Origin of the sequence: Rhizobium croatiense, from assembly GCF_019793465.1 — a bacterium.
Taxonomy (GTDB): domain Bacteria; phylum Pseudomonadota; class Alphaproteobacteria; order Rhizobiales; family Rhizobiaceae; genus Rhizobium; species Rhizobium croatiense.
Genome location: NZ_JAILYJ010000006.1, coordinates 220,946 through 247,326, shown reverse-complemented (window position 1 = coordinate 247,326; position 26,381 = coordinate 220,946). Strand labels below are relative to the sequence as shown.

24 protein-coding genes and 1 pseudogene are annotated in these 26,381 nt (G+C 60.7%); 17 read left to right on the top strand and 8 right to left on the bottom strand.

Translation table 11 applies throughout. The features are described from left to right. Positions 1-80: 80 nt before the first annotated feature. On the bottom strand, positions 81-671 hold the full coding sequence (locus K6M89_RS12410; RefSeq protein WP_097581985.1) for a DUF1134 domain-containing protein: 591 nt from the start codon (positions 669-671) through the stop codon (positions 81-83). Between the two features lie 194 nt (positions 672-865). Here K6M89_RS12410 and chpT point away from each other — a divergent pair, with 194 nt between their 5' ends. Together chpT and K6M89_RS12400 are read left to right on the top strand one after the other, a co-directional pair. Next, on the top strand, positions 866-1,513 hold the full coding sequence (chpT, locus tag K6M89_RS12405) for a histidine phosphotransferase ChpT (RefSeq protein WP_097582124.1): 648 nt from the start codon (positions 866-868) through the stop codon (positions 1,511-1,513). A 120-nt stretch (positions 1,514-1,633) separates the two neighbouring features. Continuing rightward, positions 1,634-1,996, top strand: coding sequence for a response regulator (locus tag K6M89_RS12400; RefSeq protein WP_004675721.1), 363 nt, complete (start codon positions 1,634-1,636; stop codon positions 1,994-1,996). A 228-nt stretch (positions 1,997-2,224) separates the two neighbouring features. Here the strand turns inward: K6M89_RS12400 and ctrA are convergent, their stop codons facing one another. Continuing rightward, entirely contained in the window at positions 2,225-2,926 is a 702-nt protein-coding gene (gene ctrA / locus K6M89_RS12395; protein WP_003542362.1) for a response regulator transcription factor CtrA, read from the bottom strand. A 436-nt stretch (positions 2,927-3,362) separates the two neighbouring features. Here ctrA and K6M89_RS12390 point away from each other — a divergent pair, with 436 nt between their 5' ends. After that, positions 3,363-3,713, top strand: a complete 351-nt coding sequence (locus K6M89_RS12390; RefSeq protein WP_009991379.1) for a hypothetical protein — start codon at positions 3,363-3,365, stop codon at positions 3,711-3,713. A 243-nt stretch (positions 3,714-3,956) separates the two neighbouring features. Here the strand turns inward: K6M89_RS12390 and K6M89_RS12385 are convergent, their stop codons facing one another. Beyond that, a complete protein-coding gene (locus K6M89_RS12385; RefSeq protein ID WP_222139630.1) occupies positions 3,957-4,235 on the bottom strand; it encodes a GNAT family N-acetyltransferase in 279 nt (92 codons plus the stop codon). A 138-nt stretch (positions 4,236-4,373) separates the two neighbouring features. On the opposite strand from K6M89_RS12385, the gene K6M89_RS12380 reads away from it, so the two are divergent. Further along, positions 4,374-4,841: a paraquat-inducible protein A gene (locus tag K6M89_RS12380; protein ID WP_038690878.1), complete on the top strand. Its 468-nt coding sequence runs from the start codon at positions 4,374-4,376 to the stop codon at positions 4,839-4,841. Positions 4,842-4,862: 21 nt separating this feature from the next. Here the strand turns inward: K6M89_RS12380 and sciP are convergent, their stop codons facing one another. Further along, complete coding sequence (gene sciP, locus K6M89_RS12375; RefSeq protein ID WP_007533628.1) at positions 4,863-5,138, bottom strand: CtrA inhibitor SciP; 276 nt, start codon at positions 5,136-5,138, stop codon at positions 4,863-4,865. Between the two features lie 346 nt (positions 5,139-5,484). Here sciP and K6M89_RS12370 point away from each other — a divergent pair, with 346 nt between their 5' ends. Then, the gene (locus K6M89_RS12370) at positions 5,485-5,643 is read left to right on the top strand and encodes a hypothetical protein (protein WP_222139629.1); all 159 of its coding nucleotides are present in this window, start codon (positions 5,485-5,487) and stop codon (positions 5,641-5,643) included. 270 nt (positions 5,644-5,913) lie between these two features. On the opposite strand, the gene K6M89_RS12365 is transcribed toward K6M89_RS12370, so the two are convergent. Further along, on the bottom strand, positions 5,914-6,639 hold the full coding sequence (locus K6M89_RS12365) for a sugar transferase (protein ID WP_097581981.1): 726 nt from the start codon (positions 6,637-6,639) through the stop codon (positions 5,914-5,916). A 568-nt stretch (positions 6,640-7,207) separates the two neighbouring features. Beyond that, on the bottom strand, positions 7,208-8,005 hold the full coding sequence (gene cysQ / locus K6M89_RS12360) for a 3'(2'),5'-bisphosphate nucleotidase CysQ (RefSeq protein ID WP_222139628.1): 798 nt from the start codon (positions 8,003-8,005) through the stop codon (positions 7,208-7,210). Between the two features lie 534 nt (positions 8,006-8,539). Between cysQ and K6M89_RS12355 the strand changes: the two genes are divergently transcribed. The 6 genes from K6M89_RS12355 to K6M89_RS12330 all read left to right on the top strand — a co-directional run bounded on the left by K6M89_RS12355 (position 8,540) and on the right by K6M89_RS12330 (position 14,070). Continuing rightward, complete coding sequence (locus tag K6M89_RS12355) at positions 8,540-9,442, top strand: branched-chain amino acid ABC transporter permease (RefSeq protein WP_010051810.1); 903 nt, start codon at positions 8,540-8,542, stop codon at positions 9,440-9,442. 4 nt (positions 9,443-9,446) lie between these two features. Beyond that, entirely contained in the window at positions 9,447-10,838 is a 1,392-nt protein-coding gene (gene livM, locus K6M89_RS12350) for a high-affinity branched-chain amino acid ABC transporter permease LivM (protein WP_097581978.1), read from the top strand. After that, a complete protein-coding gene (locus K6M89_RS12345; RefSeq protein WP_222139627.1) occupies positions 10,838-11,713 on the top strand; it encodes an ABC transporter ATP-binding protein in 876 nt (291 codons plus the stop codon). The genes livM and K6M89_RS12345 overlap by 1 nt, the downstream gene beginning before the upstream one ends. Continuing rightward, entirely contained in the window at positions 11,713-12,456 is a 744-nt protein-coding gene (locus K6M89_RS12340; protein ID WP_205918885.1) for an ABC transporter ATP-binding protein, read from the top strand. The genes K6M89_RS12345 and K6M89_RS12340 overlap by 1 nt, the downstream gene beginning before the upstream one ends. Positions 12,457-12,474: 18 nt before the next feature. Beyond that, positions 12,475-12,828, top strand: a complete 354-nt coding sequence (locus K6M89_RS12335) for a DUF6867 family protein (RefSeq protein WP_037141013.1) — start codon at positions 12,475-12,477, stop codon at positions 12,826-12,828. A 120-nt stretch (positions 12,829-12,948) separates the two neighbouring features. Next, positions 12,949-14,070: a branched-chain amino acid ABC transporter substrate-binding protein gene (locus tag K6M89_RS12330; RefSeq protein ID WP_097581972.1), complete on the top strand. Its 1,122-nt coding sequence runs from the start codon at positions 12,949-12,951 to the stop codon at positions 14,068-14,070. 192 nt (positions 14,071-14,262) lie between these two features. Here the strand turns inward: K6M89_RS12330 and K6M89_RS12325 are convergent, their stop codons facing one another. Together K6M89_RS12325 and K6M89_RS12320 are read right to left on the bottom strand one after the other, a co-directional pair. Beyond that, positions 14,263-15,180 carry a response regulator gene (locus K6M89_RS12325; RefSeq protein ID WP_222139626.1) on the bottom strand — a complete coding sequence of 306 codons (918 nt, stop codon included), beginning with the start codon at positions 15,178-15,180 and terminating at the stop codon, positions 14,263-14,265. Continuing rightward, on the bottom strand, positions 15,173-18,556 hold the full coding sequence (locus K6M89_RS12320) for a hybrid sensor histidine kinase/response regulator (RefSeq protein WP_222139625.1): 3,384 nt from the start codon (positions 18,554-18,556) through the stop codon (positions 15,173-15,175). The genes K6M89_RS12325 and K6M89_RS12320 overlap by 8 nt, the downstream gene beginning before the upstream one ends. Positions 18,557-18,734: 178 nt before the next feature. Here K6M89_RS12320 and K6M89_RS12315 point away from each other — a divergent pair, with 178 nt between their 5' ends. The 6 genes and pseudogenes from K6M89_RS12315 to K6M89_RS12290 all read left to right on the top strand — a co-directional run bounded on the left by K6M89_RS12315 (position 18,735) and on the right by K6M89_RS12290 (position 26,370). Further along, positions 18,735-20,639 carry an acid phosphatase gene (locus K6M89_RS12315; protein ID WP_222139624.1) on the top strand — a complete coding sequence of 635 codons (1,905 nt, stop codon included), beginning with the start codon at positions 18,735-18,737 and terminating at the stop codon, positions 20,637-20,639. Positions 20,640-20,826: 187 nt separating this feature from the next. Further along, entirely contained in the window at positions 20,827-22,119 is a 1,293-nt protein-coding gene (gene urtA, locus K6M89_RS12310) for an urea ABC transporter substrate-binding protein (protein WP_222139623.1), read from the top strand. Between the two features lie 113 nt (positions 22,120-22,232). Then, positions 22,233-23,855, top strand: coding sequence for an urea ABC transporter permease subunit UrtB (urtB, locus tag K6M89_RS12305; RefSeq protein ID WP_222139622.1), 1,623 nt, complete (start codon positions 22,233-22,235; stop codon positions 23,853-23,855). After that, positions 23,852-24,943, top strand: a pseudogene (urtC, locus tag K6M89_RS12300) (urea ABC transporter permease subunit UrtC); the annotation flags it as partial. The gene urtB and the pseudogene urtC, both read left to right, overlap by 4 nt. Positions 24,944-25,020: 77 nt before the next feature. Beyond that, on the top strand, positions 25,021-25,776 hold the full coding sequence (urtD, locus tag K6M89_RS12295) for an urea ABC transporter ATP-binding protein UrtD (protein ID WP_222139620.1): 756 nt from the start codon (positions 25,021-25,023) through the stop codon (positions 25,774-25,776). A gap of 75 nt (positions 25,777-25,851) precedes the next feature. After that, positions 25,852-26,370 (top strand): hypothetical protein, encoded by a 519-nt coding sequence (locus K6M89_RS12290; RefSeq protein WP_222139619.1) that lies wholly within the window; start codon positions 25,852-25,854, stop codon positions 26,368-26,370. Positions 26,371-26,381: the final 11 nt, after the last annotated feature.

The window sequence follows — 26,381 nt, the reverse complement described above, 5'->3', positions numbered from 1 at the left end:
CCGTGATGATTAAGCACGCATGGCGCATCGGGGCAAGGCCGCCGATGCGGGTGGCGGCAGTTTCCAACGGTCCTGCGGCCTCAGAAAGGGTTCCAGGTCGGCGCCTGGGTGATCTTGAGATAGCCGACATTGACGCCGAGCCGGGCGCCGACGCCGGTGCGGATCGGCACGACCAGCACGTCGTTGTTCTTCAGCACCGTCATGCCGAAGCCCGCAATCACATAGGCGGAGCCGCTGACGCCGCCGAAGCGGGCATAGATGCCATCGATGGAGGGCAGATCATAGACGAGCATCATGACGCGCGAGCCCTGTCCGCCGTAATCGATGCCGAGGGATGGGCCCTGCCAGTAGAGCGGATGCTCGCCGGCATTCTTGGTGTTCAGCTGGCCTTCGCCATAGGTGAGGCCGGCGATGAAGGCGCCGCCGCCTTCCTGTCCGAGAATATAACCGTTCGGCAGGCCGTATTTCTGGAAGGCGCTTTCCACCACCTTGGCAAGACCGCCGCTGGCGGAGCCGAAGAAGGAGTGGCCGGTATCGATGATTTCCTGCATCGTATACTGACCGTTGTTGTTCTGAGCGGCGGCCGGCCCGGCAACCATCATCGAGGAGAAGACGAGGGCCGAGAGCAACCTGCAGAAGCCGATGATGCGGTGCGGAAATCGAGGGCGCATGGTGTCATCCGTTCGTCGTTGGTCGGGAGCGGACAACCGCTCGCGTCAATTGCTGCATTTTGCGCCGATGATCTTAACAATCGGTTTACCAAATATGGTGTCATTATGGCACCGAATACGATCGCAAACTTCGCGCAATTAAGATGACGCATATTACCGAGCGCGATGAGATTGCCGCCCCTCAGGAGACGATGATGTCCAAGAACCCGAACCTTACCCTATCCGGCCCGGATCTGGCCGCGCTCCTCTGCAGCCGCGTTTGCCACGACGTCATCTCGCCCGTCGGCGCGATTAACAACGGTTTGGAACTTCTCGATGAAGGTGGCGCCGATTCCGATGCGATGGACCTGATCCGCACCAGTGCGCTCAATGCTTCCGTCCGGCTGAAATTCGCGCGTCTCGCCTTCGGCGCGTCCGGTTCCGTTGGCGCCTCGATCGACACCGGCGAGGCCGAGCGGGCCGCCAAGGATTTTGCGCTGGCGGAGAAGAAAACCGAGGTGATCTGGAATGGGCCGCGCGCCATCGTTGCCAAGAACCGGGTCAAGCTGCTGCTTAATCTCTTCCTCGTCGCCTATTCCTCCATTCCACGCGGCGGCGTGCTCGAGGTGACGCTCGAAAACCCAGAATTCGACGCCAAGTTCACGCTCACGGCCAAGGGCAAGATGATGCGCTTGCCGCCGAAATTCGTTGAAATATCGACCGGCACGATCGAGGAGGCAATCGATGCCCATTCGATACAGCCCTATTACGCCGTGCTATTGGCTGAAGAGTGCGGAATGACGCTCGATCATAGCGCCAGCGCCGATGAATTGGTGTTCACGGCGGTGGTCGCTGCTGCTTGATTTCGGGGCCTGAACGGGTGCGGGCGCCCGTCCGGTAACGATTCCTTAGCCTGATGGACCTATCCTCCAGGGTTGTAAGAGGCCTCTTGTTGCGACGAATGCGGGGGCAAAGGAGCAGTCATGCAAAGGTTCATGATCACCGATAATTCGGACATCGTCCGCAAGGTCGGCAAGCGCATTCTCTCCGAACTCGACTTTCTCGTCAGCGAGGCTTCCAATGCCAGCGAGGCGCTGCAGCGCTGCCAGGCGGAACTGCCGGAATATCTGATCGTCGATTCCGGCATGGAAGGCGCCCTCGACCTCATTGCCGCCATCCGCGCTATGGACGGGGGCAAGGACGTCAAAATCTATTATTGCGTCATCGAAGCGGATCTGAAGAAACTGATGGCGGGCAAACGGGCCGGCGCCACGGATTTCCTGCTGAAACCCTTCGATCGCAAAATCCTGACCGCCGTTTTCGGAAACCGCGCGATCGCTGCCTGACGGCAGGCGCATTCCGCCGACATCATCCATTCCCGGAGCGTTCCGCCAAAAAAGTGCGGACGTCGGCTGATGCTGCGGCTCTCCTTCTCCTTCCCTTACCGAGATGAAGGACTTCAGGTCGATAAGGGCCTCAGGCCATCTCACTCTCATTGCCAGCCAAAAACGAAAAATCCCGCCGGAAGGGCGGGATTTCGTCATCCGATAAGGGGGATCGGAAGATTGGAGGCTTTAGGCGGTTTCCGCATATTCGGCGCCATCCGGCTCGCGAAGAACGTAACCACGGCCCCAGACGGTCTCGATATAGTTGGCGCCGCCGGCGGCGTTGGCGAGTTTCTTGCGCAACTTGCAGATGAAGACGTCGATGATCTTCAGTTCCGGCTCGTCCATGCCGCCGTAAAGGTGGTTGAGGAACATTTCCTTGGTGAGCGTGGTGCCCTTGCGGAGCGAAAGCAGCTCCAGCATCTGGTATTCCTTGCCCGTCAGATGGACGCGCTGGCCGCCGACTTCAACGGTCTTGGCATCGAGATTGACGATCAGTTCGCCGGTCATGATCACCGACTGGGCGTGGCCCTTGGAGCGGCGGACGATGGCGTGAATGCGGGCGACGAGCTCGTCCTTGTGGAACGGCTTGGTCATGTAGTCGTCAGCGCCGAAGCCGAGGCCGCGAACCTTGTCTTCGATGCCGGCCATGCCCGACAGAATGAGGATCGGTGTCTTGACCTTCGACAGCCGGAGAGTGCGGAGCACTTCATATCCGGACATGTCGGGCAGGTTCAGATCGAGAAGGATGATATCGTAATCATACAGCTTGCCCAGATCGACGCCTTCTTCACCGAGATCGGTGGTGTAAACATTAAAACTCTCTGATTTCAGCATCAACTCGATGCTCTGCGCCGTAGCGCTGTCGTCCTCGATGAGAAGTACCCGCATAATTATCCCCTTTACCGCCGCCGAAAGGTGGTCTGGCCCCCTACACGCTACCGAACAAGCTACGTGATTTGGAAGCTGCCACGAAATGGTTAACAAATTCTGATTCACTCTGGCAAGGAGTATCGAATTTATTAAATAATTTTTCCATTTCTCTGTTTTCCAATAGGAATCTCAAAAAGGCTTTCCTCAATTTTAACATTAGGAAACAGCGCTAAGTGATTCATCCGACTCGCCAATGAAAAGGTTCGAACTTCATGCCGCGGCATTTACCGACCCTTAAATCATCGGGCCTATCATTAACGATGCCCGTAAACGAAAGGTTACCAGCGGTAGGTTTTTGTTAATATCGCAGGAAATTTTTTAGCAAACCGTGTCAAAGCGGCGCGCAGGGCGGTTTCAAGTTGAGCCGGGGTCTCGCATCACGGGAGTAATGCGTATGAAGTCGCGAGAAAGTCTCGTTCGCCTGAAAGAGTTTCAGGTGAACGAAAAACGACGTCAATTGCAGCAATTGCAGATGATGATGTCCGAATTCGAACGGATGACGAAGGATCTGGAGAGCCAGATCGTCGTCGAGGAAAAGAAGTCCGGTATATCAGACCCGAATCACTTTGCTTATCCGACCTTCGCCAAGGCCGCGCGTCAGCGGGCCGACAACCTGCAGGTTTCAATCAAGGAACTGAAGATGCAGGAAGAGGCGCTGGAATTGGCGCTTGAGGAGATGCAGGCGGAATATGCAAGGGCGTCGGCGCTGGAAGAACGTGACAGCGGCGCTCGAGCGCGGGCGTAAGTGAAAACGACGGGCGCCGGCTTCGGCGCCCCGGGATCGCCACAGAGAAGCCATGTATGATGGGCGCGCTGGTCCGTCATACATGGCTTTTGGTGTTTGCCGTTTTCCATCTCCATGTCGCCCGCTTGGTGCAACGGCCCGAAAAATCGGAATCGCTTTTCGGAAGCGCGATGCACGGAAGTGCATCCTCCGCGCGTCTGAAAGACGCGCGGCGCTTTAGAAATCGCAGCCAGCTCACAGGAATCAGTTCACGACGTCGTGCCATTCCGGGTGGCGCTGCGCCTGCGCCTTGAAAAAAGGGCAGAGCGGAATGATCTTCCAGCCGCCGGTGCGAGCGGCCTCCACCGCATGCATCGCCAGTGCCTGACCGACGCCCTTGCCGCGCAGGGCGTCGGGAACGGCGGTATGATCGATGATGACGAGTTTCGGCGAAGTGCGCGAATAGGTCATCTCCGCCTCATGCCCTTCGACCTCGGCCGCATAACGGCCGCCGGAGGGACCTTCCTCGTTTCGAATGTCCATTGTCTTTCCTCGCAGAGGGATGGGGATATTGTCGCCGGCGACGGTGACACGGCGGCGCGATCATGCCAAGCCGGCGAGGCAATTCCTCGAGGAGACGGAGTGTTCATGAAAAAGATTGGATCGGTGCAAGGTTCGCGGATGAGGGCGCTTTCGATGATCCGCCCGGTACTGCTCGTGGCGGCGCCGTTCCTCCTGGCGCTCGGCCTCATCTTGCCGCTGGTCCGTTTCGAAACTTTGTATTTCTTCGATCAGACCCCGTCGCTTGTCGAAATCGTCGCCTCGCTCTGGCAGGGTGGGGATGGGCTGCTGGCGGCGATCGTCGCACTGGTGTCGATCGTGCTTCCGATTCTGAAGATGGTTGGGATCGCTGCGGAAGCGACAGGTGCCGGCGGCGGGGCCGGCAGTCTATTTTATCGTCGCGTCGTGCCGCATCTGTCCAAGTGGTCAATGATGGACGTGCTGCTGGTCGCGATCGTCATTGCGGCGGCGAAGACGACGGGGTTGGCGGATGCATTCACTCAGCCTGGCCTGTGGTGCTATGCGGCCTCGTCAATGATTTCGGGCCTTCTGCACTCCCTGACGGGAGATGCGTCCGGCCCGAAATAAATCGTCGATGCTGGCGTGCGATCAGTGGCGATACTGCTGAATGCGCGTGGTGCGCAGGCCGGCGAGGCCATGGCTGTTGATCGACGACTGCCAGGACAGGAACTCTTCGACCGTGAGCGTGTAACGCTCGCAGGCCTCTTCCAAGCTCAACAGGCCACCGCGAACAGCCGCGACAACCTCTGCCTTCCGGCGGATCACCCAGCGCCGCGTATTAGGCGGCGGAAGGTCCGCGATGGTCAGGGGGCTGCCATCGGGGCCGATGACATATTTTACTCGGGGACGTATCATTTCGGTCATTGGACTCTCTACACAACGCAAGACCACGAGCGCCACTCTAGCTTGCCACATTTAAAAATTGCCTAAGCCCAACGTAAGACTTTGATAACAAATTTAGACGCCCCGGAGTCGCCGATGAATGGGTGTCTGCCTCGCAAGACTTCGTCGCCGGTCTCCCCCTATCGGCCCAGTTCGTACGATTTGATGCCTCCTGTCCTTGCTTAGGCAGCCAATCGGTCTTCGTCGTCACTCCGGCGTGAGCTTCTCGTCGCCGGTATCGAAACCGTTGATCAGCAATCGGCAGCAAAGCCTCGTCAGCTTTTACCAGGCCCCCGACCTCTTTTATTGCTGCAGACCGGTGACGGCGATGAAGCGGACGATCCTGACGATCTTCTGTGCGGAAGGGGCGTTTGCGAGGAGGGCGGCCAATCAGGAAATCGACACGCTCTTCGAGGATGCGGTGAGAAATACCGTCGCCTTCGCATTGCATGGCGCTGACCTGAAACAATACATTTCGCCTTGTTAGGCAGTGGCCAAGCCGACAGGGAAGCAGGCAATGGATGCCTGAACTTATCCAAAGTGCGGCAGCGTCCTTTGCGCCTCAGAGAAGCGGCGCTGGGTCGGCTGACGGCAAGAGCAGGAACGAGAGGCGATTCTCGATCTCTCGTCGCATATGATCGTGGGGGTATCTGAGGAGTGCGATGGCAAGCGCGATTCGCTCAACCGCATGCGGGCAGTTGCCCGAACATTCCGGTACCGGCTGCTCCGAGCAGCCGGCCCGTTTCTCACAAAACGCTTAGAAGCCTTTTCCGCCGGCCAGTTCCGATGCGACGGTTCCGACGATGATGCGCATATCCATCCAGATCGAGAAATTCTCGACGTAATAGAGATCGCTGGCGATGCGGGCGCGCGCCTTGGCCGGACGATCGGTCGGGCCGCGCAGGCCGCGCATCTGGGCGAGACCGGTCATGCCCGGACGCATTGCGTGGCGCTGGTGGTATTCCGGCACAAGCTCTTCGTAGAGCATGCCGCCGGCGCGCATGCCGATCGCGTGGCAGCGCGGACCGACAACAGACATGTCGCCCAACAGCACGTTCAACAGCTGCGGCAACTCGTCGATGTTCGTGCGGCGCAGGATGGCGCCGATGCGGGTGACGCGCGGGTCGTTCTTCACCGTCTGAGCAACGCCCGAGACATCGCAGAGATCGGTGCGCATGGAGCGGAACTTGTAGACTTTGATGGCCTTGCAGTTCCTACCCCAACGAGTCTGCTTGAATAGCACCGGTCCGGGGCTGTCCAGCTTGATCAAGAGGGCGACGAGAAGAAGTAAGGGTGCGAGGACGAGGAGGGCGCTCAACGACGAAACAATGTCGAACGCCCGCTTCAGGACGAGATCCACCCACGGCGCTTGCGGCGCATCGCTGTGGATTACAGGGGTCTGGATCTTCAGGCTCGGCTGCTGGCGGCGGCTCGGCCGGAAGGACTCTGTCGAAATGGTGTTGTTTAGTTCCGTGATGCTCAAGGATCGTACTCTGTTGTCTTCGAGGGGCGCGGCGGCAATAGGCGATCAATGGTTTACCCTGTCACCAGGGCTGCACTCAGGTGTTGGTAACCCTACTAAAACGGAAAAATGCGACAATTGTGTAATGGTGTCCAGAGAAATATCGCATCGCAATAAATCTTTCGCACTTGCGTTAAGTTGAGGCAAACTCATGATATTTCGTTAAGAATTGGAATTTCGTCAAGGTTTTTAGGCCCTTGGCAGGGGCTTCCGGGGTGCCTCGGACGTGTCTTTTCGGCACGTACCGCATTGCCCACAAGCGCCATTTCTTAACAGAAACCGGGGCGAAATTTTTTCGCGAGAACGGTCGGCTTGTTATCTAACAGTGCCAAAATGTGACAAAACCAAGGCGGGATCGACGCGCGTTTGCAGGCAGAAGGTGTGGAGACGCGGGGCTATCCCGGAGAATCACGTCTGTCACGCGGCCATGCGAATCAGTTGATGGCCGGCCGAGCTGAGATAATCGGCATGTAGGGGAGGGGCGCCGGATGGAGAAGCGCGCCGGGCCTTTCAGCACCCTTGCGGGCGGTCAGGCGGGTTCGAGAACGCGTTTCCTGCCGCCCCAGGAAATGAAGTTCGGGTTGGCGAAATCGAAATCAGCCGCCGTTCCGGTCTTGCCGTAGGTCAGCGGCGCACCGTCGAGCGTCACGGTCGAACCGCCGGCGGCGCGAAGCACTGCGTCGCCGGCCGCCGTGTCCCATTCCATCGTGCGGGTGAAACGGGGATAGACGTCGGCCTTGCCTTCGGCCAGCAGGCAAAATTTCAGCGACGAGCCGATGTTGGTGCAGTTGGAAATCGCATGGTCGGCGAGGAAGGTTCCGGTCTCCGGGCTGTTGTGGCGAAGGCTCGCGAGCGCCAGCCTGTCGGCCGGCTGTTCGCGCACGGTGATTGCACTGCGTGCGCCGACGGTGAAATCCTCCGCAACCACGAGCCTTTCGGCGTGGCCGCGTTCTCCCGAGAAGGCAAGCCCGAGCGCCGGCGCGTAGACGATCCCGGCCGCCGGAGCGCCGTTCTCGATATAAGCGATGTTGACGGTGAATTCCTGCCGCCCGTCGACGAATTCACGCGTGCCGTCGAGAGGGTCGACCAGGAAGAAGCCCCGACCGCTGATGTCGGGCACCCTGCCGGCCGCGACCGACTCTTCCGCCACGACCGGTATTTCGGGATAGTCTCGGGCAAGATGCGCGAGGATGATCCGTTCGGCCTCCTCGTCGGCGACCGTGACCGGACTTGCGTCCGCCTTCATGGCGACGGGAAAGCCTTCGCGCAAGACCGTTATAATGGCCCTGCCGGCTTCGAGCGCCGCCTTTTCGAATGTCCTCAGCATTGTCCTTTGCCGTTCGCCGCGCGGTGAGCACCCCGTTGTCGCTCGTCCGCAAACCATCCCTGCCACCATAGTCAATCTTATATGGTGTTTCGCCCCGCGCTCCGCACCCCGATAACGCAGTTTGCGATGCTACCATAAGCTTTCGGTCTTGTCAGACGAAGATGGCAGTCATTCGCTGGAATGGGATTCGCCAAAGCGACGCGCTGCGGGTCTGAATTTGCTCCATCTTCCAATTCTGTGGAATAGGTTACGTCGCAAGAGGTTCATGAAATTGAAGGCGAAATCGCCGGATGGTTAATTCGACGCCAGTTTTTGGCTAAAAACAGGACGTGCTTCGCCGATTTTCTGTGGATTTTGGTGCAAAATGCGCCATTTAGCCCTGTTCGAACAAGAATCTGCCGGAGTAAATCCTTTTTGTCTTCACATTTGCAACGAAACCGCTATGCATGCGGTCATGAGGTTGCCTGAAACGGGTGACCGAAGAACCAAAAAGAGATGCAGCATATTCGGCTCGCATCCAGGGGAAAACGACATATGGAGTATTTCGTCCAGCAGCTCTTCAACGGGCTGACGCTCGGATCCATCTATGGCCTTGTGGCTATCGGCTATACGATGGTTTATGGCATTATCGGCATGATCAACTTCGCCCATGGCGACATTTTCATGCTCGGTGGTTTCGCCGCTCTTATCGTCTTCCTCGTCCTCACATCCATCTTCGCAGGTCTCCCGGTGGCAATTCTTCTGCTGGCGATGCTTGTCGTGGCGATGCTGATGACGAGTTTGTGGAATTGGACGATCGAGCGCGTCGCATACCGTCCTTTGCGCGGTTCATTCCGCCTGGCGCCGTTGATCACCGCGATCGGCATGTCGATCGTGCTGTCCAACTTCATTCAGGTGACGCAGGGTCCGCGCAACAAGCCGATCCCGCCGATGGTGAGCTCGGTCTATCAGTTCGGCAATATCTCGGTGTCGCTGAAGCAGATCATCATCATCGTGATCACGGCGGTGCTGCTTGCGGCCTTCTGGTATATCGTCAATCGTACCGCGCTTGGCCGCGCCCAGCGCGCCACCGAGCAGGACCGCAAGATGGCGGCGCTACTCGGCGTCAATGTCGACCAGACGATCTCGATCACCTTCGTCATGGGTGCGGCACTGGCTGCCGTCGCCGGCACGATGTATCTGATGTATTATGGCGTTGCCTCGTTCGCCGACGGCTTTACGCCGGGTGTGAAGGCATTCACCGCAGCCGTTCTCGGCGGCATCGGCTCATTGCCGGGCGCCGTTCTCGGCGGGCTGATGATCGGTCTGATCGAATCGCTGTGGTCGGCCTATTTCACCATCGCGTACAAGGATGTGGCGACCTTCGCCATCCTCGCTTTCGTGCTGATCTTCAAGCCGACGGGTATCCTCGGGCGGCCGGAAGTCGAGAAGGTATAACGTCATGGCAAACATCGAGAATTCTGCAGGCAAGCCCGATGCCGGACTTGTCCGCAAAGGCCTTACCGAAGCCCTTTTCGCCGCCGTCCTGTCACTCGGCATGTTCGTCCTCTATGTTGGTCTGAAGACCGACCAGAACATCAACAACGAGCTGATCATCGTCCAGCGCTGGGGATTGCTTGCGATCTTCGTCGCTGTCGCCGCGATCGGCCGTTTCCTCATGGTCGTTTTCATCAAGCCGAACATCGACCGCCGCAAGCTCAGAAAGGCACGGCAAGGCGATCTCGACATTTCGACCGAGAAGAACTTCTTCCATCGCCATTTCCTGAAGATCGCGCTGCTCGCGCTCGTGCTCTATCCTGTCGTAATCGTGGCACTCGTCGGTGCCCAGGGTTCGCTGAAATGGGTCGACAATTTCGGCATCCAGATCCTGATCTATGTGATGCTCGCCTGGGGGCTGAACATCGTCGTCGGTCTCGCCGGCCTGCTCGATCTCGGCTATGTCGCCTTCTACGCGGTCGGCGCCTATTCCTACGCGCTGCTGTCGAGCTATTTCGGCCTGTCCTTCTGGGTGCTGCTGCCGCTTTCCGGCATCTTGGCCGCACTCTGGGGTGTCATCCTCGGCTTCCCGGTGCTGCGCCTGCGCGGTGACTACCTTGCCATCGTCACGCTTGCCTTCGGGGAAATCATCCGTCTCGTTCTCATCAACTGGACCGAGGTGACCAAGGGGACGTTCGGTATCTCGAGCATTCCGAAGGCGACGCTGTTCGGCATCCCCTTCGATGCGACGGCCGGCGGCTTTGCCAAGCTCTTCCAACTGCCGATGTCCTCCGCCTACTACAAGATCTTCCTCTTCTATCTCATCCTGATGCTCTGCATGCTGACAGCCTATGTCACCATCCGGCTGCGCCGCATGCCAATCGGGCGTGCCTGGGAAGCGCTGCGCGAAGACGAGATCGCCTGCCGTTCGCTCGGCATCAACACGGTGACGACCAAGCTCACGGCCTTCGCGACGGGTGCAATGTTCGGCGGCTTCGCCGGTTCGTTCTTCGCAGCGCGGCAGGGTTTCGTTTCGCCGGAATCCTTCATCTTCCTGGAATCGGCGGTCGTTCTCGCCATCGTCGTTCTCGGCGGCATGGGCTCGCTGACCGGCATCGCGATCGCTGCGATCGTCATGGTCGGCGGCACCGAGGCGCTGCGCGAAATGGACTTCCTGAAAGCGGTCTTCGGGCCGGACTTCACGCCGGAACTTTACCGCATGCTGCTCTTCGGCCTTGCCATGGTCGTCGTCATGCTGTTCAAGCCGCGCGGTTTCGTCGGCTCGCGTGAACCGACCGCCTTCCTCAAGGAGCGCAAGGCAATATCCGGAAGCTTTACCAAGGAGGGCCATGGTTGATGAGCCCCGTGACCAACACGATGTCGAGCGATACGCTGCTCAAGGTCGAGCACCTGTCGATGAAGTTCGGCGGCCTGATGGCCATCAACGACTTCTCCTTCGAAGCCAAGCGCGGTGACATCACCGCGTTGATCGGGCCGAACGGCGCCGGCAAGACCACCGTCTTCAACTGCATTACCGGCTTCTATAAGCCGACGATGGGGATGATCACGCTTAATCAGAGTAACGGCAAACAGTACCTGCTGGAGCGTCTGCCGGACTTTCGCATCACCAAAGAAGCCAAGGTGGCACGCACCTTCCAGAACATCCGGCTGTTCTCCGGCCTGACCGTCCTCGAAAATCTGCTGGTTGCCCAGCACAACAAGCTGATGCAGGCATCGGGTTATACGATCCTCGGCCTCATCGGCATCGGTCCCTATCGGCGAGAGGCGACGGCTGCGGTCGAGCTTGCACGGCACTGGCTTGAGAAGGCTGATCTGATCGACCGCGCCGACGATCCGGCCGGCGATCTGCCCTATGGTGCCCAGCGGCGTCTCGAGATCGCGCGCGCCATGTGCACCGGCCCGGAGCTGCTTTGCCTGGACGAGCCGGCGGCCGGTCTCAACCCGCGGGAATCGGCAACGCTGAATGCGCTGTTGCAGAACATCCGCGCCGAAACCGGAACCTCCATTCTGCTCATCGAGCACGACATGTCGGTTGTCATGGAAATCTCCGACCACGTCGTCGTCCTCGAATACGGCCAGAAGATTTCCGATGGCACGCCGGATCATGTGAAGCACGATCCGAAGGTCATCGCGGCCTATCTGGGCGTCGAGGATGAGGAAGTGGAAGAGGTGATCGCAACCGTCGAGCAGCTCGAAGGAGGCGCAAACTGATGGGCGACGAAGTAATGACGGGCCAACCGCTCCTTCAGGTGAATGGCGTCGAAACCTATTATGGCAATATCCGGGCGCTGGCCGGCATCGATGTTCAGGTCAACAAGGGCGAGATCGTCAGCCTGATCGGCGCCAACGGCGCCGGCAAGTCGACACTGATGATGACGATCTGCGGCAGCCCGCAGGCCCGCACCGGCTCGGTCGTCTTCGAGGGCCGCAACATCACCCATATGCCGACCCATGAAATCGCCCGGCTGCGGATCGCGCAATCGCCTGAGGGGCGCCGCATCTTTCCGCGCATGACGGTCCTGGAAAACCTCCAGATGGGTGCCGGCCTCGACAATCTCAAATATTTCGCCGAGGACGTCGAGAAGATCTTTACGCTCTTCCCGCGTCTCAAGGAACGTCACGCCCAGCGCGGCGGCACGCTATCGGGCGGCGAGCAGCAGATGCTGTCGATCGGCCGCGCCCTGATGGCGCGCCCGAAGCTGCTGCTGCTCGATGAACCTTCGCTCGGCCTCGCGCCGCTGATCGTCAAGGGTATTTTCGAGGCGATCCGCAAGCTCAATGAGCAGGAAGGGCTGACCGTGTTCCTCGTCGAGCAGAATGCCTTCGCGGCGCTGAGGCTTTCGCACCGCGCTTACGTGATGGTGAACGGCAAGGTGACGATGAGCGGCTCCGGCAAGGAACTGCTCGCCAATCCCGAGGTCCGCGCCGCCTATCTCGAAGGCGGAAGACACTAGCTCGAAGGGAGAGTTGAGATGCAGGGACTTTTCTTCGAAAGCGATGACAGCGTCCGTCTTGTCATTCGCGCCCTTGTCGTGCTGATCGGCTTCTGGACCGCGTGGCGGGCCGGCAAGGCAGTCGCCGACGGCTGGAACAATTATCCGCTGGCGGTCGTCTATACCTTCCTGCTCGCCTGGGCGATGCAGTTCCTCCACCACGCCTTGTTCAATGGGCCGATGCTCAGCGCCCTCTATTATGGCATCGACTTCGTGACGCTGCTGGTCTTCTCGACCGCCGGCTTCCGCTTTCGCCGCACCAATCAGATGGTCAACAACTATTACTGGCTGTACGAAAAAACTTCCGCGTTTTCGTGGAAGGACAAACATTGACAGTCCGTTGAAACTAGGCATGAATTGCCTTCAGAGTGGAACAGCTTTCCTGGCGCAGTCAATGGTGGGTAATGCGCCGGGCCTTGGACCGGAACCCGCCCAAAAATTGGGAGTAACAATATGAAGAAGTCTCTTCTGTCGGCAGTGGCTCTGACGGCGATGGTCGCCTTCAGCGGCAACGCCTGGGCCGACGTCCTCATCGCTGTCGCTGGTCCGCTGACCGGCCCGAACGCCGCCTTCGGCGCGCAGCTTCAGAAGGGCGCCGAGCAGGCGGCCGCCGACATCAACGCTGCTGGCGGCATCAACGGCGAGCAGATCAAGATCGAGCTCGGCGACGACGTCTCCGATCCGAAGCAGGGCATTTCGGTCGCCAACAAATTCGTTGCTGACGGCGTCAAGTTCGTCATCGGCCACTTCAACTCGGGCGTTTCGATCCCGGCTTCGGAAGTTTATGCCGAAAACGGCATTCTCGAAATCACCCCGGCCGCTACCAACCCGAAGTTCACCGAGCGCGGTCTCTGGAACACCTTCCGCACCTGCGGCCGTGACGACCAGCAGGGCGCCATCGCCGGCAAGTATCTTGCCGACCACTTCAAGGACGCCAAGATCGCCGTCGTTCACGACAAGACCCCCTACGGTCAGGGCCTTGCAGACGAAACCAAGAAGGCGATGAATGCCGCCGGCGTGACCGAAGCCATGTACGAAGGCATCAACGTCGGCGACAAGGACTTTTCGGCCCTCATCGCCAAGATGAAGGAAGCCGGCGTCTCGATCATTTATTGGGGCGGCCTGCACACCGAAGCCGGCCTCATCATCCGCCAGGCTGCCGACCAGGGCCTGAAGGCAACGCTGGTTTCGGGCGATGGTATCGTTTCGAACGAACTGGCCTCAATCGCCGGTGACGCCGTTGCCGGTACGCTCAACACCTTCGGTCCTGACCCGACGCTGAACCCGGCCAACAAGGAACTCGTCGAAAAGTTCAAGGCTGCCGGTTTCAATCCTGAAGCCTATACGCTCTATTCCTACGCTGCGATGCAGGCGATCGCCGGCGCGGCCAAGGCTGCCGGTTCGGTGGATCCTGAAGCCGTCGCCACGGCCATGAAGGAAAAGGGTCCGTTCCCGACGGTTCTCGGCGACATTTCGTTCGACGAAAAGGGCGACCCGAAGATTCCTGGTTACATCATGTACGAATGGAAGAAGGGCGCGGACGGCAAGTACACCTACGTCCCGCAGGGCATGTAAGCATAACTTCCCTTTTGGGGATGTGAGATTGAAGCCCGGTTCCGACCGGGCTTCTTTGTTTATAGAAGTTCAATTTCCGTCTAGGGCAGTGCCGCTGACCTGCCGCCGAAGAGCCTGCGCGATTCCGGCCGTCGCTAAGATCCTCGGCAGTTTCGGCGGAAGCAGCGGCGATGCCGCGCCCCCCGATATCACTCACATCTCGTGCAGCACATGCGTGGCTTTTACTGCAGCCGAGGCCCGGTTTTCGACGCCGAGCTTCACGTAGATCTGTTCGAGATGCTTGTTCACCGTGCGCGCCGACAATCCCAATATTTCGCCGATGTCGCGGTTGGCCTTGCCCTTGGCGATCCAGAGCAGCACTTCGGACTCGCGCTGGGTGAGCGAGAAGCGCTGGCGCAGCGCCTCGTCGTCGCTGCGCCGATTGGCAGCGGTGAGGCGAAACAGATATTCGTCAGGGCCGATCGCGCCGAGGAAGGCGAGCTGCAGCGCCGCCTGGCCGGCATGGGCGATCGAGATGATGCCGTCGCGCGTAGCACTTGCGCGGTCGCGCATCCAGCCCGCGATATGGCGGACGACGATTTCCATGCCGCCGTCGCTTCCCATCGCGGCGTCGACAAGACGCGTTGCCTGCGGCGTCGACCAATGGATCGCGCCGTCGCCCTTGACTGCCAGCAGATGGCGCCCGGCGGCGTCGAGGGCGACGCGGGCGCTCTGGGTCGAGCGGGCATTTCTGAGATGGACGCGAATGCGGGCGCGCAGCTCGTCGATATTGATCGGTTTGCTGAGGTAATCGACACCGCCGGATTCCAGCGCATGCACGACATGTTCGGTCTCGGTCAGACCGGTCATGAAGATAACGGGCACCTGCGCCACAGCTGCATTTGCCTTCAGTCTGCGGCAGGTCTCGAAGCCATCCATGGCGGGCATGACGGCGTCGAGCAGGATGAGATCGGGCGTGATGCGCTCGACGATGCCAAGGGCTGCCGTGCCGGAGGTGGCGATCAGCACGGAGAAGCCGGATTGTTCGAGCGCATCAGTCAGGAAGCCGAGCGCTTCGGGCGAGTCATCGACAAGCAGAACGATGTCGCGGGGGAGGGCCGGCTCAGCCAATGGATTCCACCTTTTCGTCGAAGTCGTGCAGGAAGGTCATGAAGCCGGCCATATCGAAGGCGGCGACATAGGCGCGAAGCTCCTCCGTGAATGGCCGATTTGCCTCAAGCTTGGCAAGGTCCGAAAGCTTGGCTTCGATGCCTCTGATATAGCCGATCTCCCCGAGCCGCAGCAATTCCTGCACATGGGCCGGGCCAGGACTGAGCATCGGCGCTTCGGTTTTTTCCACAATGGCGTGGGCGTCGTCGGCATAGACCCATTTCAGGCCGAGATGGAGGGCGAGCTTGTCGCGCAGCTGGCGGATATCGACCGGCTTGCCGATCGCATCATTGTGGCTGTCGTCGCTGTCGCTCAGAACGGCGGCATCGCCGATATTGGCCGACAGCATTACCATCGGCGCTGTCTGGCCGGCCTCGCGCAGGCGCGAGACGAGCTGCCAGCCGTTCATGCCGGGCATCAGGATATCGACGAGGAAGAGATCCGGCATGATGCCGTCGATCAGCGTCAGGCATTCGGTGCCGCCTGCCGCGGTCAGGACGATGAAATCGAGAGGCGCCAGGATTTCGCGCATCATCTCGCGGTGATCCTCATTATCGTCGACGACAACCACGGTGCGGCGCGAACCGTCATAACCGATGATGCGCTTTTCCTGCGGCGGCGCGGCAGCGCGCATGACGGCAGACAGCATCAACCGCACGCGGAAGGTCGAACCCTCGTCCCTCACGCTCGAGACCGAAATCTCGCCGCCGAGCGTGTTGGTCAGAAGCCGGGTGATGGTGAGACCGAGCCCGAGACCCGGCATCGGCCGCACGCTTTCGGCCTCGCCGCGCTGGAAGGGTTCGTAGATGCGGGGCAGGTCCTTCTCTGTGATGCCGCGGCCGGTATCGGCAACGGTGAAGGTCGCCACCTGGCTGCGATAGCCGACATCGAAGGTTACGCTGCCTTCGTCGGTGAACTTGATGGCATTGGAGAGCAGGTTGACGAGGATCTGGCGCAGCCGTTTTTCGTCCGTGCGGACGAATTGCGGCAGGGCCGGCGAGCGCTCATGCAGGAAAGCAAGCCCCTTTGCCTGCGCTTGCGGCCGGAACATCTCGACGATCTGGTCGAGGAAATCCTGGATGTTGATCTCGTTGGAATAGACCTGCAGGCGGCCGGCCTCGATCTTGGAGATATCGAGCAGGCCGTCGATCAACCCGGAAAGATGTTCGGCGCTGCGGCGGATGACCTTGATCGAGGATTGGCGCGGCGGAGGAATGGTTTCGTCGCGCTCGAGGATCTGGGCATAGCCGAGCACGGCGTTCAACGGCGTGCGCAGTTCATGGCTGAGGCCGACGACATAGCGGCTCTTGGCGCGGTTGGCGGCTTCGGCCATTTCCTTGGCATTCTGCAGGGCGGCGTCGGTCTTCTTGTGGGCGGCGATCTCCTTGAGCAGCAGCGTGTTCTGGCGCGAGGATTCTTCCTCGGCGACGACGCGGCTGTCATGGGCGAGCACGTAGAACCAGCAGACGACGCCTGCAATCACCGAGAAGACGAAGAAGACGATGAGGATGGTGCGGTTGACGACTTCAGCCGTCTCGGGCGAGGCGGAGGCGACCTGGTGGGCGATCATCGCCAGGATCGCGCCGATGGCGGTCAAGGCCAGCGCAACGGCGATGCCGTAGCGGCCGAGGCGCGTCGTCAGTTTGCCCAACACGGTTTCCGGCAGCAGCGCCTTGGCGACGGTGCCGACCTGCGCGTTGAAACGGGCAGCCGGCTTGCACATGTCGTGGCAGCGGCTGTCGAGCGAGCAGCAGAGCGAACAGATCGGCGCGGCATAGGCCGGGCACCATGCCATATCCTCCGGCTCGAAAGGGTGGTCGCAGACGGAGCAGGTGATGTTCGTCAGGTTCTTCCAGCTCTGGCGCGGCTTGCGGGCGAGATAGAACTTGCCTTTCGTCACCCAGGCGAGTGCCGGCGAGGCGACGAGCGCGACGACAAGGCTGATATAGGGGGCAAGCGAGGCGGCGAGCGGGCCGAAGGCGCCGAAATGAGCGATCAGCGACACCGTTGCCGACAGCGTCATGGCGCCGAGGCCGACCGGGTTGATGTCGTAGAGATGAGCGCGTTTGAACTCGATTCCGGGCGGGGCGAGCCCCAGCGGCTTGTTGATGAAGAGATCGGCGGAGATCGTGCAGAGCCAAGCCATGGCGATGATCGAGAAGATGCCGAGCGTCTCCTCCAGCAGCCGGTAGATGCCGAGCTCCATCAGGAGCAGGGCGATCGCGACGTTGAAGACCAGCCAGATGACGCGGCCGGGATGGCTGTGGGTCAGCCGCGAAAAGAAGTTCGACCACGCGAGAGATCCGGCATAGGCGTTCATCACGTTGATCTTGAGCTGCGAGACGACGACGAAGGCCGCCATCAGCAGCAGCGCGGCATTGTGCCAGGGAACCATGTAGCCGAAGGCGGTGAGATACATCTGCGCGGGGTCGGCGGCGCGGTCGAGCGGTACGCCGGAGGTGAAGGTCAGCACGACGAGGAAGGAGCCGGCAAGCAGCTTCGGCGCACCAATGATGACCCAGCCGGGGCCGGCAAGGAAGACGGCCAGGCGATGGCGCCATTTGCGCTGCGGCACCGGCGGCAGGAAGCGCAGGAAATCGGCCTGCTCGCCGATCTGCGACATCAGCGCCAGGATGACGGCGGAGGCGGCGCCGAACTCCACCAGATCGAAATCGGCGATGGTGCCGGGCGGGCCGGAGGCGTGGCGGATGCCGGAAAAGGCGCGCCAGAGATCGAACTTCTCCCAGTCCATGAAAGCGATGAAGATGAAGGGCAGGATGTTCAGCACGATCCAGAAGGGCTGGGTGATCAGCTGGAACTTGCTGATCAGCCGCACGCCGTGCGTCACCAGCGGGATCACCATGACGGCGCTGACGATATAGCCGATCCAGAGGGGAATGCCGAGCGTGAGGTCCAATGCACCGGACATGATGGATGCTTCGATCGCAAACAGCATGAAGGTGAAGCTTGCATAGATCAGCGAGGTGATGGTGGAGCCGATATAGCCGAAACCGGCGCCGCGCGTCAGAAGATCGATATCGACGCCGTGACGGATGGCATAGCGGCTGATCGGCAGGCCGATCGCCAGCATGGCCAGCGAGGCGACGATGATGGCGTAGAAGGCGTTGGTGGTGCCGTAGGAGAGGGTGATCGCACCGCCAATCGCTTCGAGCGCCAGGAAGGAGATCGCACCGATGGCGGTCTGCGAAATGCGCTCGGAGGAGAAATGGCGGGCGCTCTTTGCGGTGAAGCGCAGCGCATAGTCTTCAAGCGTCTGGTTGGCGACCCAGCGATTATATTCGCGTCTCACCGGAATGATGCGTTGGCGCGCTGTCATGCCCTCTTTCCGGCACTCTCGTTGGGCTCATCTTCTGCCCGCAGTTTTGGCGGGATGGACGGGAAAGGCAAGAGGCGGAGCACCGGCAGATTCGCAGAACAGTAATATTTTTGAAACGGCACTGTCACATAAGCGCTCTAACCCTCCCGCCGTTCGTTCAACCATTTCGGGTGCATCCATGTCTGTTTTAAGCCTTTTCCGTTTGAGCACCGCTCTCGTCTGCCTGGTTTCGATCGTCCCGTCGCTTGCTGCCGCCGATCAGGCCACGGCTGCAAAGGTGCCTTACGCCGAGACCGGAAATACCAACAAGCGTGGTGACGCCTGCTTCTCGACTGCCGACACCAACGCCGCCGTTCATCTCCTCTCCGGCTTCCTGGAGGTCTGGAGGCCGCGCACGCCTTTCGTCGATGCCGGCGTCGACGCTCCTGCCAAGGACAATTGCGCGGCGGTCGCCAAGACGGATTGGGACGGTATTCCCTTCAGCAAGACCGACGGCCAGATCGTCAACAAGCTCGTCCATGACGCGAATATCGCTTATGCCGTCAAGGTGACCAAAGCGCGGACGCCCGAGCAGGCTGTGGCCGCCTATCTCGACGATCGGCGCGGCAAGAATGCCAGCATCGTCGACGGCCTCGGCCCTCTGACGGATGCCTGGAAGGCCGGTTCCAAACAGACCACCACGATTACTGAGGTGGCGGCCGATGCGACGACGGTTAAATATGACGACAAGGGCAACAATCGCGGCGCCGGCAGCAAGCCGGACACGGAAAACAAGACCGAGGCCAATCCCGATATGGGCCTTGCCATCGACTTCCTCAACGCGGCAAGCGGTGACGGATCGACGGAGCCCGCCAAGCGCTACTTCAAATATGCGCGCCCCTATCGCTGGAGCCAGGACGTCTCGGTCGTCCCGACGCTCGAGCCTGCCAAGAGCAGCAAGCCGGTCGAGGATGGCGGCTTCCCGAGCGGACATACGGCGGAAGCATGGCGCGATGCGCTCGCCATGGCCTATCTCGTGCCGCAGCGCTTCCAGGAAATGATCACGCGCGCCAGCGAACTGGGCGAAGACCGCATCCTCGCCGGCATGCATTCTCCACTCGACGTGATGGGCGGCCGCATGCTCGGCACTGCGACGGTCGTCTATAACCTGAACAAGGCCGACAATGCCGCGCTGAAGAGCGATGCCTATGCCCAGGCGCAGTCGTGGCTGATCGCAAAGTCTGGAGTTGCGGATGCGGGTGCGCTCGAAGTCGCCGCTCATGCGGCGCCACTTGCCGCAGACCGTTTTGCCGATCATGACGCCAACCGTGCCTATGTTCTGCAGCGCCTTACCTATGGCCTGCCGGCGATCCATCCGACCGATCAGCCCGCCCGCGTGCCGCAGGGCGCCGAAGCGCTTCTCGAAACGCGTCTGCCCTATCTTGATGGCGGGCAGCGCCGCGAGGTTCTGAAGACGACGGCGATCGCCTCGGGCTATCCGCTCATCGACGACGCCGAGGGTTACGGCCGCCTCAACCTGTTTGCCGCCGCCGACGGCTATGGCGCTTTCGACCAGGATGTGATTGTGACGATGGATGCGGCCAAGGGTGGCTTCAGTGCAATCGACACCTGGCGCAACGACATCGGCGGCAAGGGCAGGCTGGTGAAGAGCGGCAGCGGCATCCTCGGTCTTTCAGGCGCCAACAGCTATGCGGGCGGCACCGTTCTGGAAGAAGGCGTGCTGGTCGCCGGTTCGTCTTCGGCTTTCGGCACAGGCGGGCTGACGGTGAACGGCGGTTCGCTCGTGGTGGCGGCCGACAAGCCGTTGATCGTGGGGGGCGATTATCAGCAGATCGCTAAAGCTGTGGCGAAGCTTGCACTCGGCGCGAACGGCGCCGGCACCCTCGTTGTCGAGGGCAAGGCAGAACTCGCCGGCGATCTCGACGTGACGCTTGCCGAGGGCTTCACCCGGACGCCCGGAACGAAAATCGAGATCCTGAAAGCAGGCAACGTCACCGGCAGCTTCGGCAGGTTCACCATCTCCGGCCATAAGGCGAGCCTCTCCTACGGCTCGACATCGGTGACGTTGACGATCGACGGCTGATTTCCGTCTCACAGATGGAGGGCGTCCCCGGCTGCGGGGATGCCCTTGCTTCCGGCCTGCCCGTTTACCCCCTGCGCCTACGTCATTTTGCGTATGTGTTTTCGCGCTGCGGCACCCGATAGTCCCCTCGGCAACAGTTGATTTCCGTTTCCGGCCTGTTGCGGAACAAAGAGGGGAGTTCAATCAGATGAATCTCAGAACCACTATTACAGGCGCTGCGCTCGGCGCCATCATGGCGGCTTCGGCCACTTTCAGCGGTGCAGTTGCCGCCGACGACACGATCAAGGTCGGCGTGCTGCATTCGCTTTCCGGCACCATGGCGATTTCCGAAACCACGCTCAAAGACGCCATGCTGATGCTCATCGACGAGCAGAACAAGAAGGGCGGTCTTCTCGGCAAGAAGCTTGAGGCCGTCGTCGTCGATCCGGCTTCCGACTGGCCGCTGTTTGCCGAAAAGGCACGCGAGCTGATCGAAAAGGACAAGGTCGCAGCAGTTTTCGGTTGCTGGACGTCGTCTTCACGCAAGTCGGTGCTGCCGGTTTTCGAAGAACTGAACTCGCTGCTCTTCTACCCGGTGCAGTATGAAGGCGAAGAATCCTCGCGCAACATCTTCTACACCGGTGCTGCGCCGAACCAGCAGGCGATCCCTGCTGTCGACTACCTGATGAACACCGAAGGCGTGAAGCGCTTCGTGCTCGAAGGTACCGACTACGTCTATCCCCGCACGACCAACAAGATCCTTGAGGCCTATCTCGAATCCAAGGGCATTCCGAAGGAAGACATTCTCGTCAACTACACGCCCTTCGGCTTCTCCGACTGGCAGACGGAAGTCGCCAAGATCAAGGAATTCGGCTCGGCCGGCAAGAAGACCGCCGTCGTCTCCACCATCAACGGCGATGCCAACGTGCCCTTCTACAAGGAACTCGGCAACCAGGGCGTCAAGGCAACCGATATTCCTGTTGTCGCTTTCTCCGTCGGCGAAGAAGAGCTTGCCGGTCTCGACACCAAGCCGCTCGTCGGCCATCTTGCCGCCTGGAACTACTTCGAGTCGGTCGAAAGCCCGGCCAACAAGAAGTTCATCAAGGAATGGCATGCGTTCACCAAGAACGACAAGCGCGTGACCAACGACCCGATGGAAGCCGCCTATATCGGCTTCAACGCCTGGGTGAAGGCCGTGCAGGCGGCCGGCACCACCAACACCGATGCCGTTCTCGACAACATCATCGGCGTCACCGTTCCGAACCTCTCCGGCGGCTATGCCACCGTCATGCCGAACCACCACATCACCAAACCGGTGCTGATCGGTGAGATCCAGGCCGACGGCCAGTTCGAAATCGTCCAGCAGACGCCTGCCGTCGTCGGCGACGAATGGTCGGATTACCTGCCCGACTCCAAGGACCTGATCTCCGATTGGCGCAAGCCCCTCAACTGCGGCAACTTCAATGTTGCGACCGGCAAGTGCGGCGGCAAGGGCTCCTGAGGAAGACCTGATCCGTTGACAGCCTGAAGACTTCCGTCCGGAGCTGATCCGGGCGGAAGCTCCGTCCTTACCGCTGCGCCTCCAGGTCAGCGACAATCAAGGCGAGAGAGCCGATGTTTCGCGCCATCAAGATTTTTCTTCTGACATTGTGCCTGATTTCGGGGTTGACGCTATCGGAGGCCGGCCTTCGCGCCCAGGACGATGTGCACACCCTTGTCGATGCGCTCGGCGTCGGCGGCTTTCCCGAGCGCGATGCGGCGATCCGGGCACTCGTCGCTTCCGGGGATTCTCATGTCAGCCAGATCCTGCAGCAGCTGAGCGACGGCCAGCTCTACGTCAATTCGGAAGGCGGCCCCGTTCTCGTGCAGGGCGGCACGGAGGACGAGCCGACTTATTCCGATCCGATCACCGGCGAGGCGGTGGCTGACATCGACCCCGACATGATGTCCAAGGTCAAGATCAACAACGCGCTGCGCACCACGATTACGACCATGATGAGCCAGCTGACGCTGCTGAGCCCGGATCGCTCCGCGCGGCTCGCAGCGGCCGCGGGCATGCTCAAGGATGCCGATCCCGGCAATCTCGATCTCCTGAATTCGGCCCTGTCGGCCGAGAGGGACGGTGAGATCAAAAACACGATGGAAGCGGCGCGGGCCGTGATGGTGCTGAAGAGCGACGCCGGCATCGAGGAGAAGAAGGCCGCGATCGATACGATCGCCGCCCGCGGCGGCCGGAATGCGCTGACGATCCTGTCGATGGCGATGGCGACCGCGCCCGACGATCTGAAGCCGGCAATCCAGGCCGAGATCGACTCGATCAAGCGCGATCTGGCGCTTTGGGATGTCGTCCAGAACGTCTGGTACGGCCTGTCGCTCGGCTCGGTGCTGCTGCTTGCTGCGATCGGTCTTGCCATCACCTTCGGCGTGATGGGCGTCATCAACATGGCGCATGGCGAAATGGTGATGATCGGCGCCTATACGACCTATGTCGTGCAGGAAACGATCGCCTCGGCCTTTCCTTCGCTCGCCGATTATTCGCTGGCCTTTGCGGTGCCGGCCGCCTTCCTCTTCACCGGCCTCGTCGGCTTGGTCATCGAACGTTCGGTGATCCGCTATCTCTATGGCCGGCCGCTAGAGACGCTGCTTGCCACCTGGGGCGTTTCGCTGATCCTGCAGCAGGCAATCCGCAGCTATTTCGGCCCGACCAATCGCGAGGTCCGCAACCCGAGCTGGATGTCCGGCGCTTTCGACTTCGGCGGGCTTGTCATCACCTGGAACCGGCTTTGGATCATCGTCTTCTCGATGGTCGTGTTCCTGACGCTTCTGATGCTGCTCAAGCGCTCGGCCTTCGGTCTGCAGATGCGGGCGGTCACCCAGAACCGGCGCATGGCTTCCTCCATGGGTATCCGCACCGGCTGGGTGGACGCCTTCACCTTCGCGCTCGGCTCGGGCATTGCCGGCATGGCGGGCGTGGCGCTCTCGCAGATCGACAACGTCTCGCCGAACCTCGGCCAGAATTACATCATCGACAGCTTCATGGTCGTCGTCTTCGGCGGTGTCGGTAATCTCTGGGGCACGCTGGTCGGCGCCTTGTCGCTCGGCGTCGTCAACAAGTTCCTCGAGCCTTTCGCCGGCGCCGTGCTCGGCAAGATTCTGGTGCTCGTCCTCATCATTCTCTTCATCCAGAAGCGTCCGCGCGGGCTCTTCGCACTCAAAGGAAGGGCGGTGGAAGCATGATAACGGCCTTCCTTCTCCGGTCTCTCGATCGCAGGATCTCTGTCGCCGTCGCGCTGTTGCTGGCGGTCGCCATTCTGGTGCCGGTCCTGAACCTTGCGACCGGCCCGAGCCATCCGCTGCACATTCCGACCTATATCATGGCGCTGTTCGGCAAGTATCTGACCTATGCGCTGCTGGCGCTGGCGCTCGATCTCGTCTGGGGTTTCTGCGGCATCCTCTCGCTCGGCCACGGCGCCTTCTTCGCGCTCGGCGGTTATGCGATGGGCATGTATCTGATGCGCCAGATCGGCTCGCGCGGCGTCTATGGCGATCCAGTCCTGCCCGACTTCATGGTGTTCCTGAACTGGAAGGAGCTGCCCTGGTTCTGGTACGGTTTCGACCAGTTCTGGTTCGCGGCGCTGATGGTGCTCGCCGTGCCGGGCCTGCTCGCCTTCGTCTTCGGCTGGTTCGCCTTCCGCTCCCGCGTGAACGGCGTCTACCTCTCGATCATCACCCAGGCGATGACCTATGCGCTGCTGCTTGCCTTCTTCCGCAACGACATGGGGTTCGGCGGCAATAACGGCATGACCGACTTCAAGGATATCCTCGGCTTCAACATCCAGGCCGACGGAACGCGCGCCAGCCTCTTTGCCGCGACCGCGGTCTTCCTGGCGCTCTCGCTGACGATCGCCTCGGCAATCGTGCGCTCGAAGTTCGGCAAGGTGCTGGTCGGCGTGCGCGACGCGGAAAGCCGCACGCGCTTTCTCGGATACAGGGTCGAGCATTTCAAGCTCTTCACCTTCGTCGTCTCGGCGATGATGGCGGGCATAGCCGGCGCGCTCTACGTGCCGCAGGTCGGCATCATCAATCCCGGCGAATTCGCGCCGGCCAATTCCATCGAAGTCGTCATCTGGACGGCTGTCGGCGGGCGGGGGACACTGATCGGGCCGATAATCGGCGCGATCCTGGTCAATGGCGGCAAGACGATCTTCACCGGCCTCTTTCCGGAGTTCTGGCTGTTTGCGCTCGGCGGTCTCTTCGTCGCCGTCACGCTGTTCCTGCCGAAGGGCGTCGTCGGCACGGTCTCGCATTATTTCGCCAAGCGGAAAGTCGTCAACAAGCCTGTGCCGCCGGCGGTGCAGGAAGACGGCATCGAGCCGAAAATCCAGGCAGCGGAGTGAAGGTCATGATCCCCGACGTCAAACCCACCAGCGTGCTTTATCTCAGCGGCGTCTCGGTTTCCTTCGACGGCTTCAAGGCGCTGAATTCGCTGTCGATCGTCATCGAACCGGGCGAACTTCGCGCCATCATCGGCCCGAACGGCGCCGGCAAGACGACGATGATGGACATCATCACCGGCAAGACCAGGCCTGACGAAGGCGAGGTATTCTTCAACGGCACCATCGACCTCACCAAGAAGGACGAAGCCGATATCGCTCAGCTCGGCATCGGCCGCAAATTCCAGAAGCCGACGGTCTTCGAAAGCCATACGGTCTGGGACAATCTCGAATTGGCGCTCAACCGCCGCCGCTCGGTGTTCTCGACGCTGATCTACCGGCTTTCAGGGGAGGACAAGGCACGCATCGAGGAGATCCTCGAGACGGTGCGGCTGACGCACCGGCGCGACGAACTGGCCGCCAACCTCTCGCACGGGCAGAAGCAGTGGCTGGAGATCGGCATGCTGCTCGCGCAGGAGCCGAAGCTGCTGCTGGTCGACGAGCCGGTGGCCGGCATGACCGATGCGGAAACGGCGGAGACGGCGATCCTGCTCAAGGACATTGCCAGGACCCGCTCGGTCGTCGTCGTCGAACACGATATGGGCTTCATCCGCGACCTCGGCGTCAAGGTGACCTGCCTTGCAGAAGGCTCGGTGCTGGCGGAAGGCTCGATCGACTTCGTCAGCGCCGATCCGAAGGTGATCGAGAACTATCTGGGGCGGTGATGAATGCAACTGCAGGCTTGAACCTGACAAGAGAACACGCTCTAAAACGAGCGGGTTTTATCGTGGGGTTTCATCATGGCTTTTCTCGGTATTCTGGTCGCGTCGATCAGCGGCGCGGTCATCTGGTATTGGCGTTTTAAAATGGTGCGTGAGGCGGGAAACGAGATCATCGATTCCGTCGAGCGCATGCGGGGTGCCTATAAGCGCGGAAAGCTTCGCAAGCAGGCGGAGGCAGCGCCGCTGGCCTCGATCGCCGATCCGGTGATTGCGGCAGTGGCCTTCTTCTTCTGCCTTGGCAACGAGAAGCCGATGTATCTCGACGCGGCGAAGGATGTCGTCCGCAACCGCATGAAGGGCATCATCCGGCCGGGCGATATGGAAGAGGTGCTGGTTTTCGGCGAGTGGGCGTCCAGGAGCGTGACCAGCCCCGAAGATCCGATCCGCCGCTTCCGGGATCTCTGGCTAAAGGCGCTCGACATGCAGGAGCGTCAGCAGCTGATCGGCATTGCCGAGGACGTTGCCGCAGTTGGCGGCGAGAGAACGAAAGAACAGGAGTACGTCTTGCAGATGCTGAGGCGTACGCTGATGAACTGATGAGGAATGGG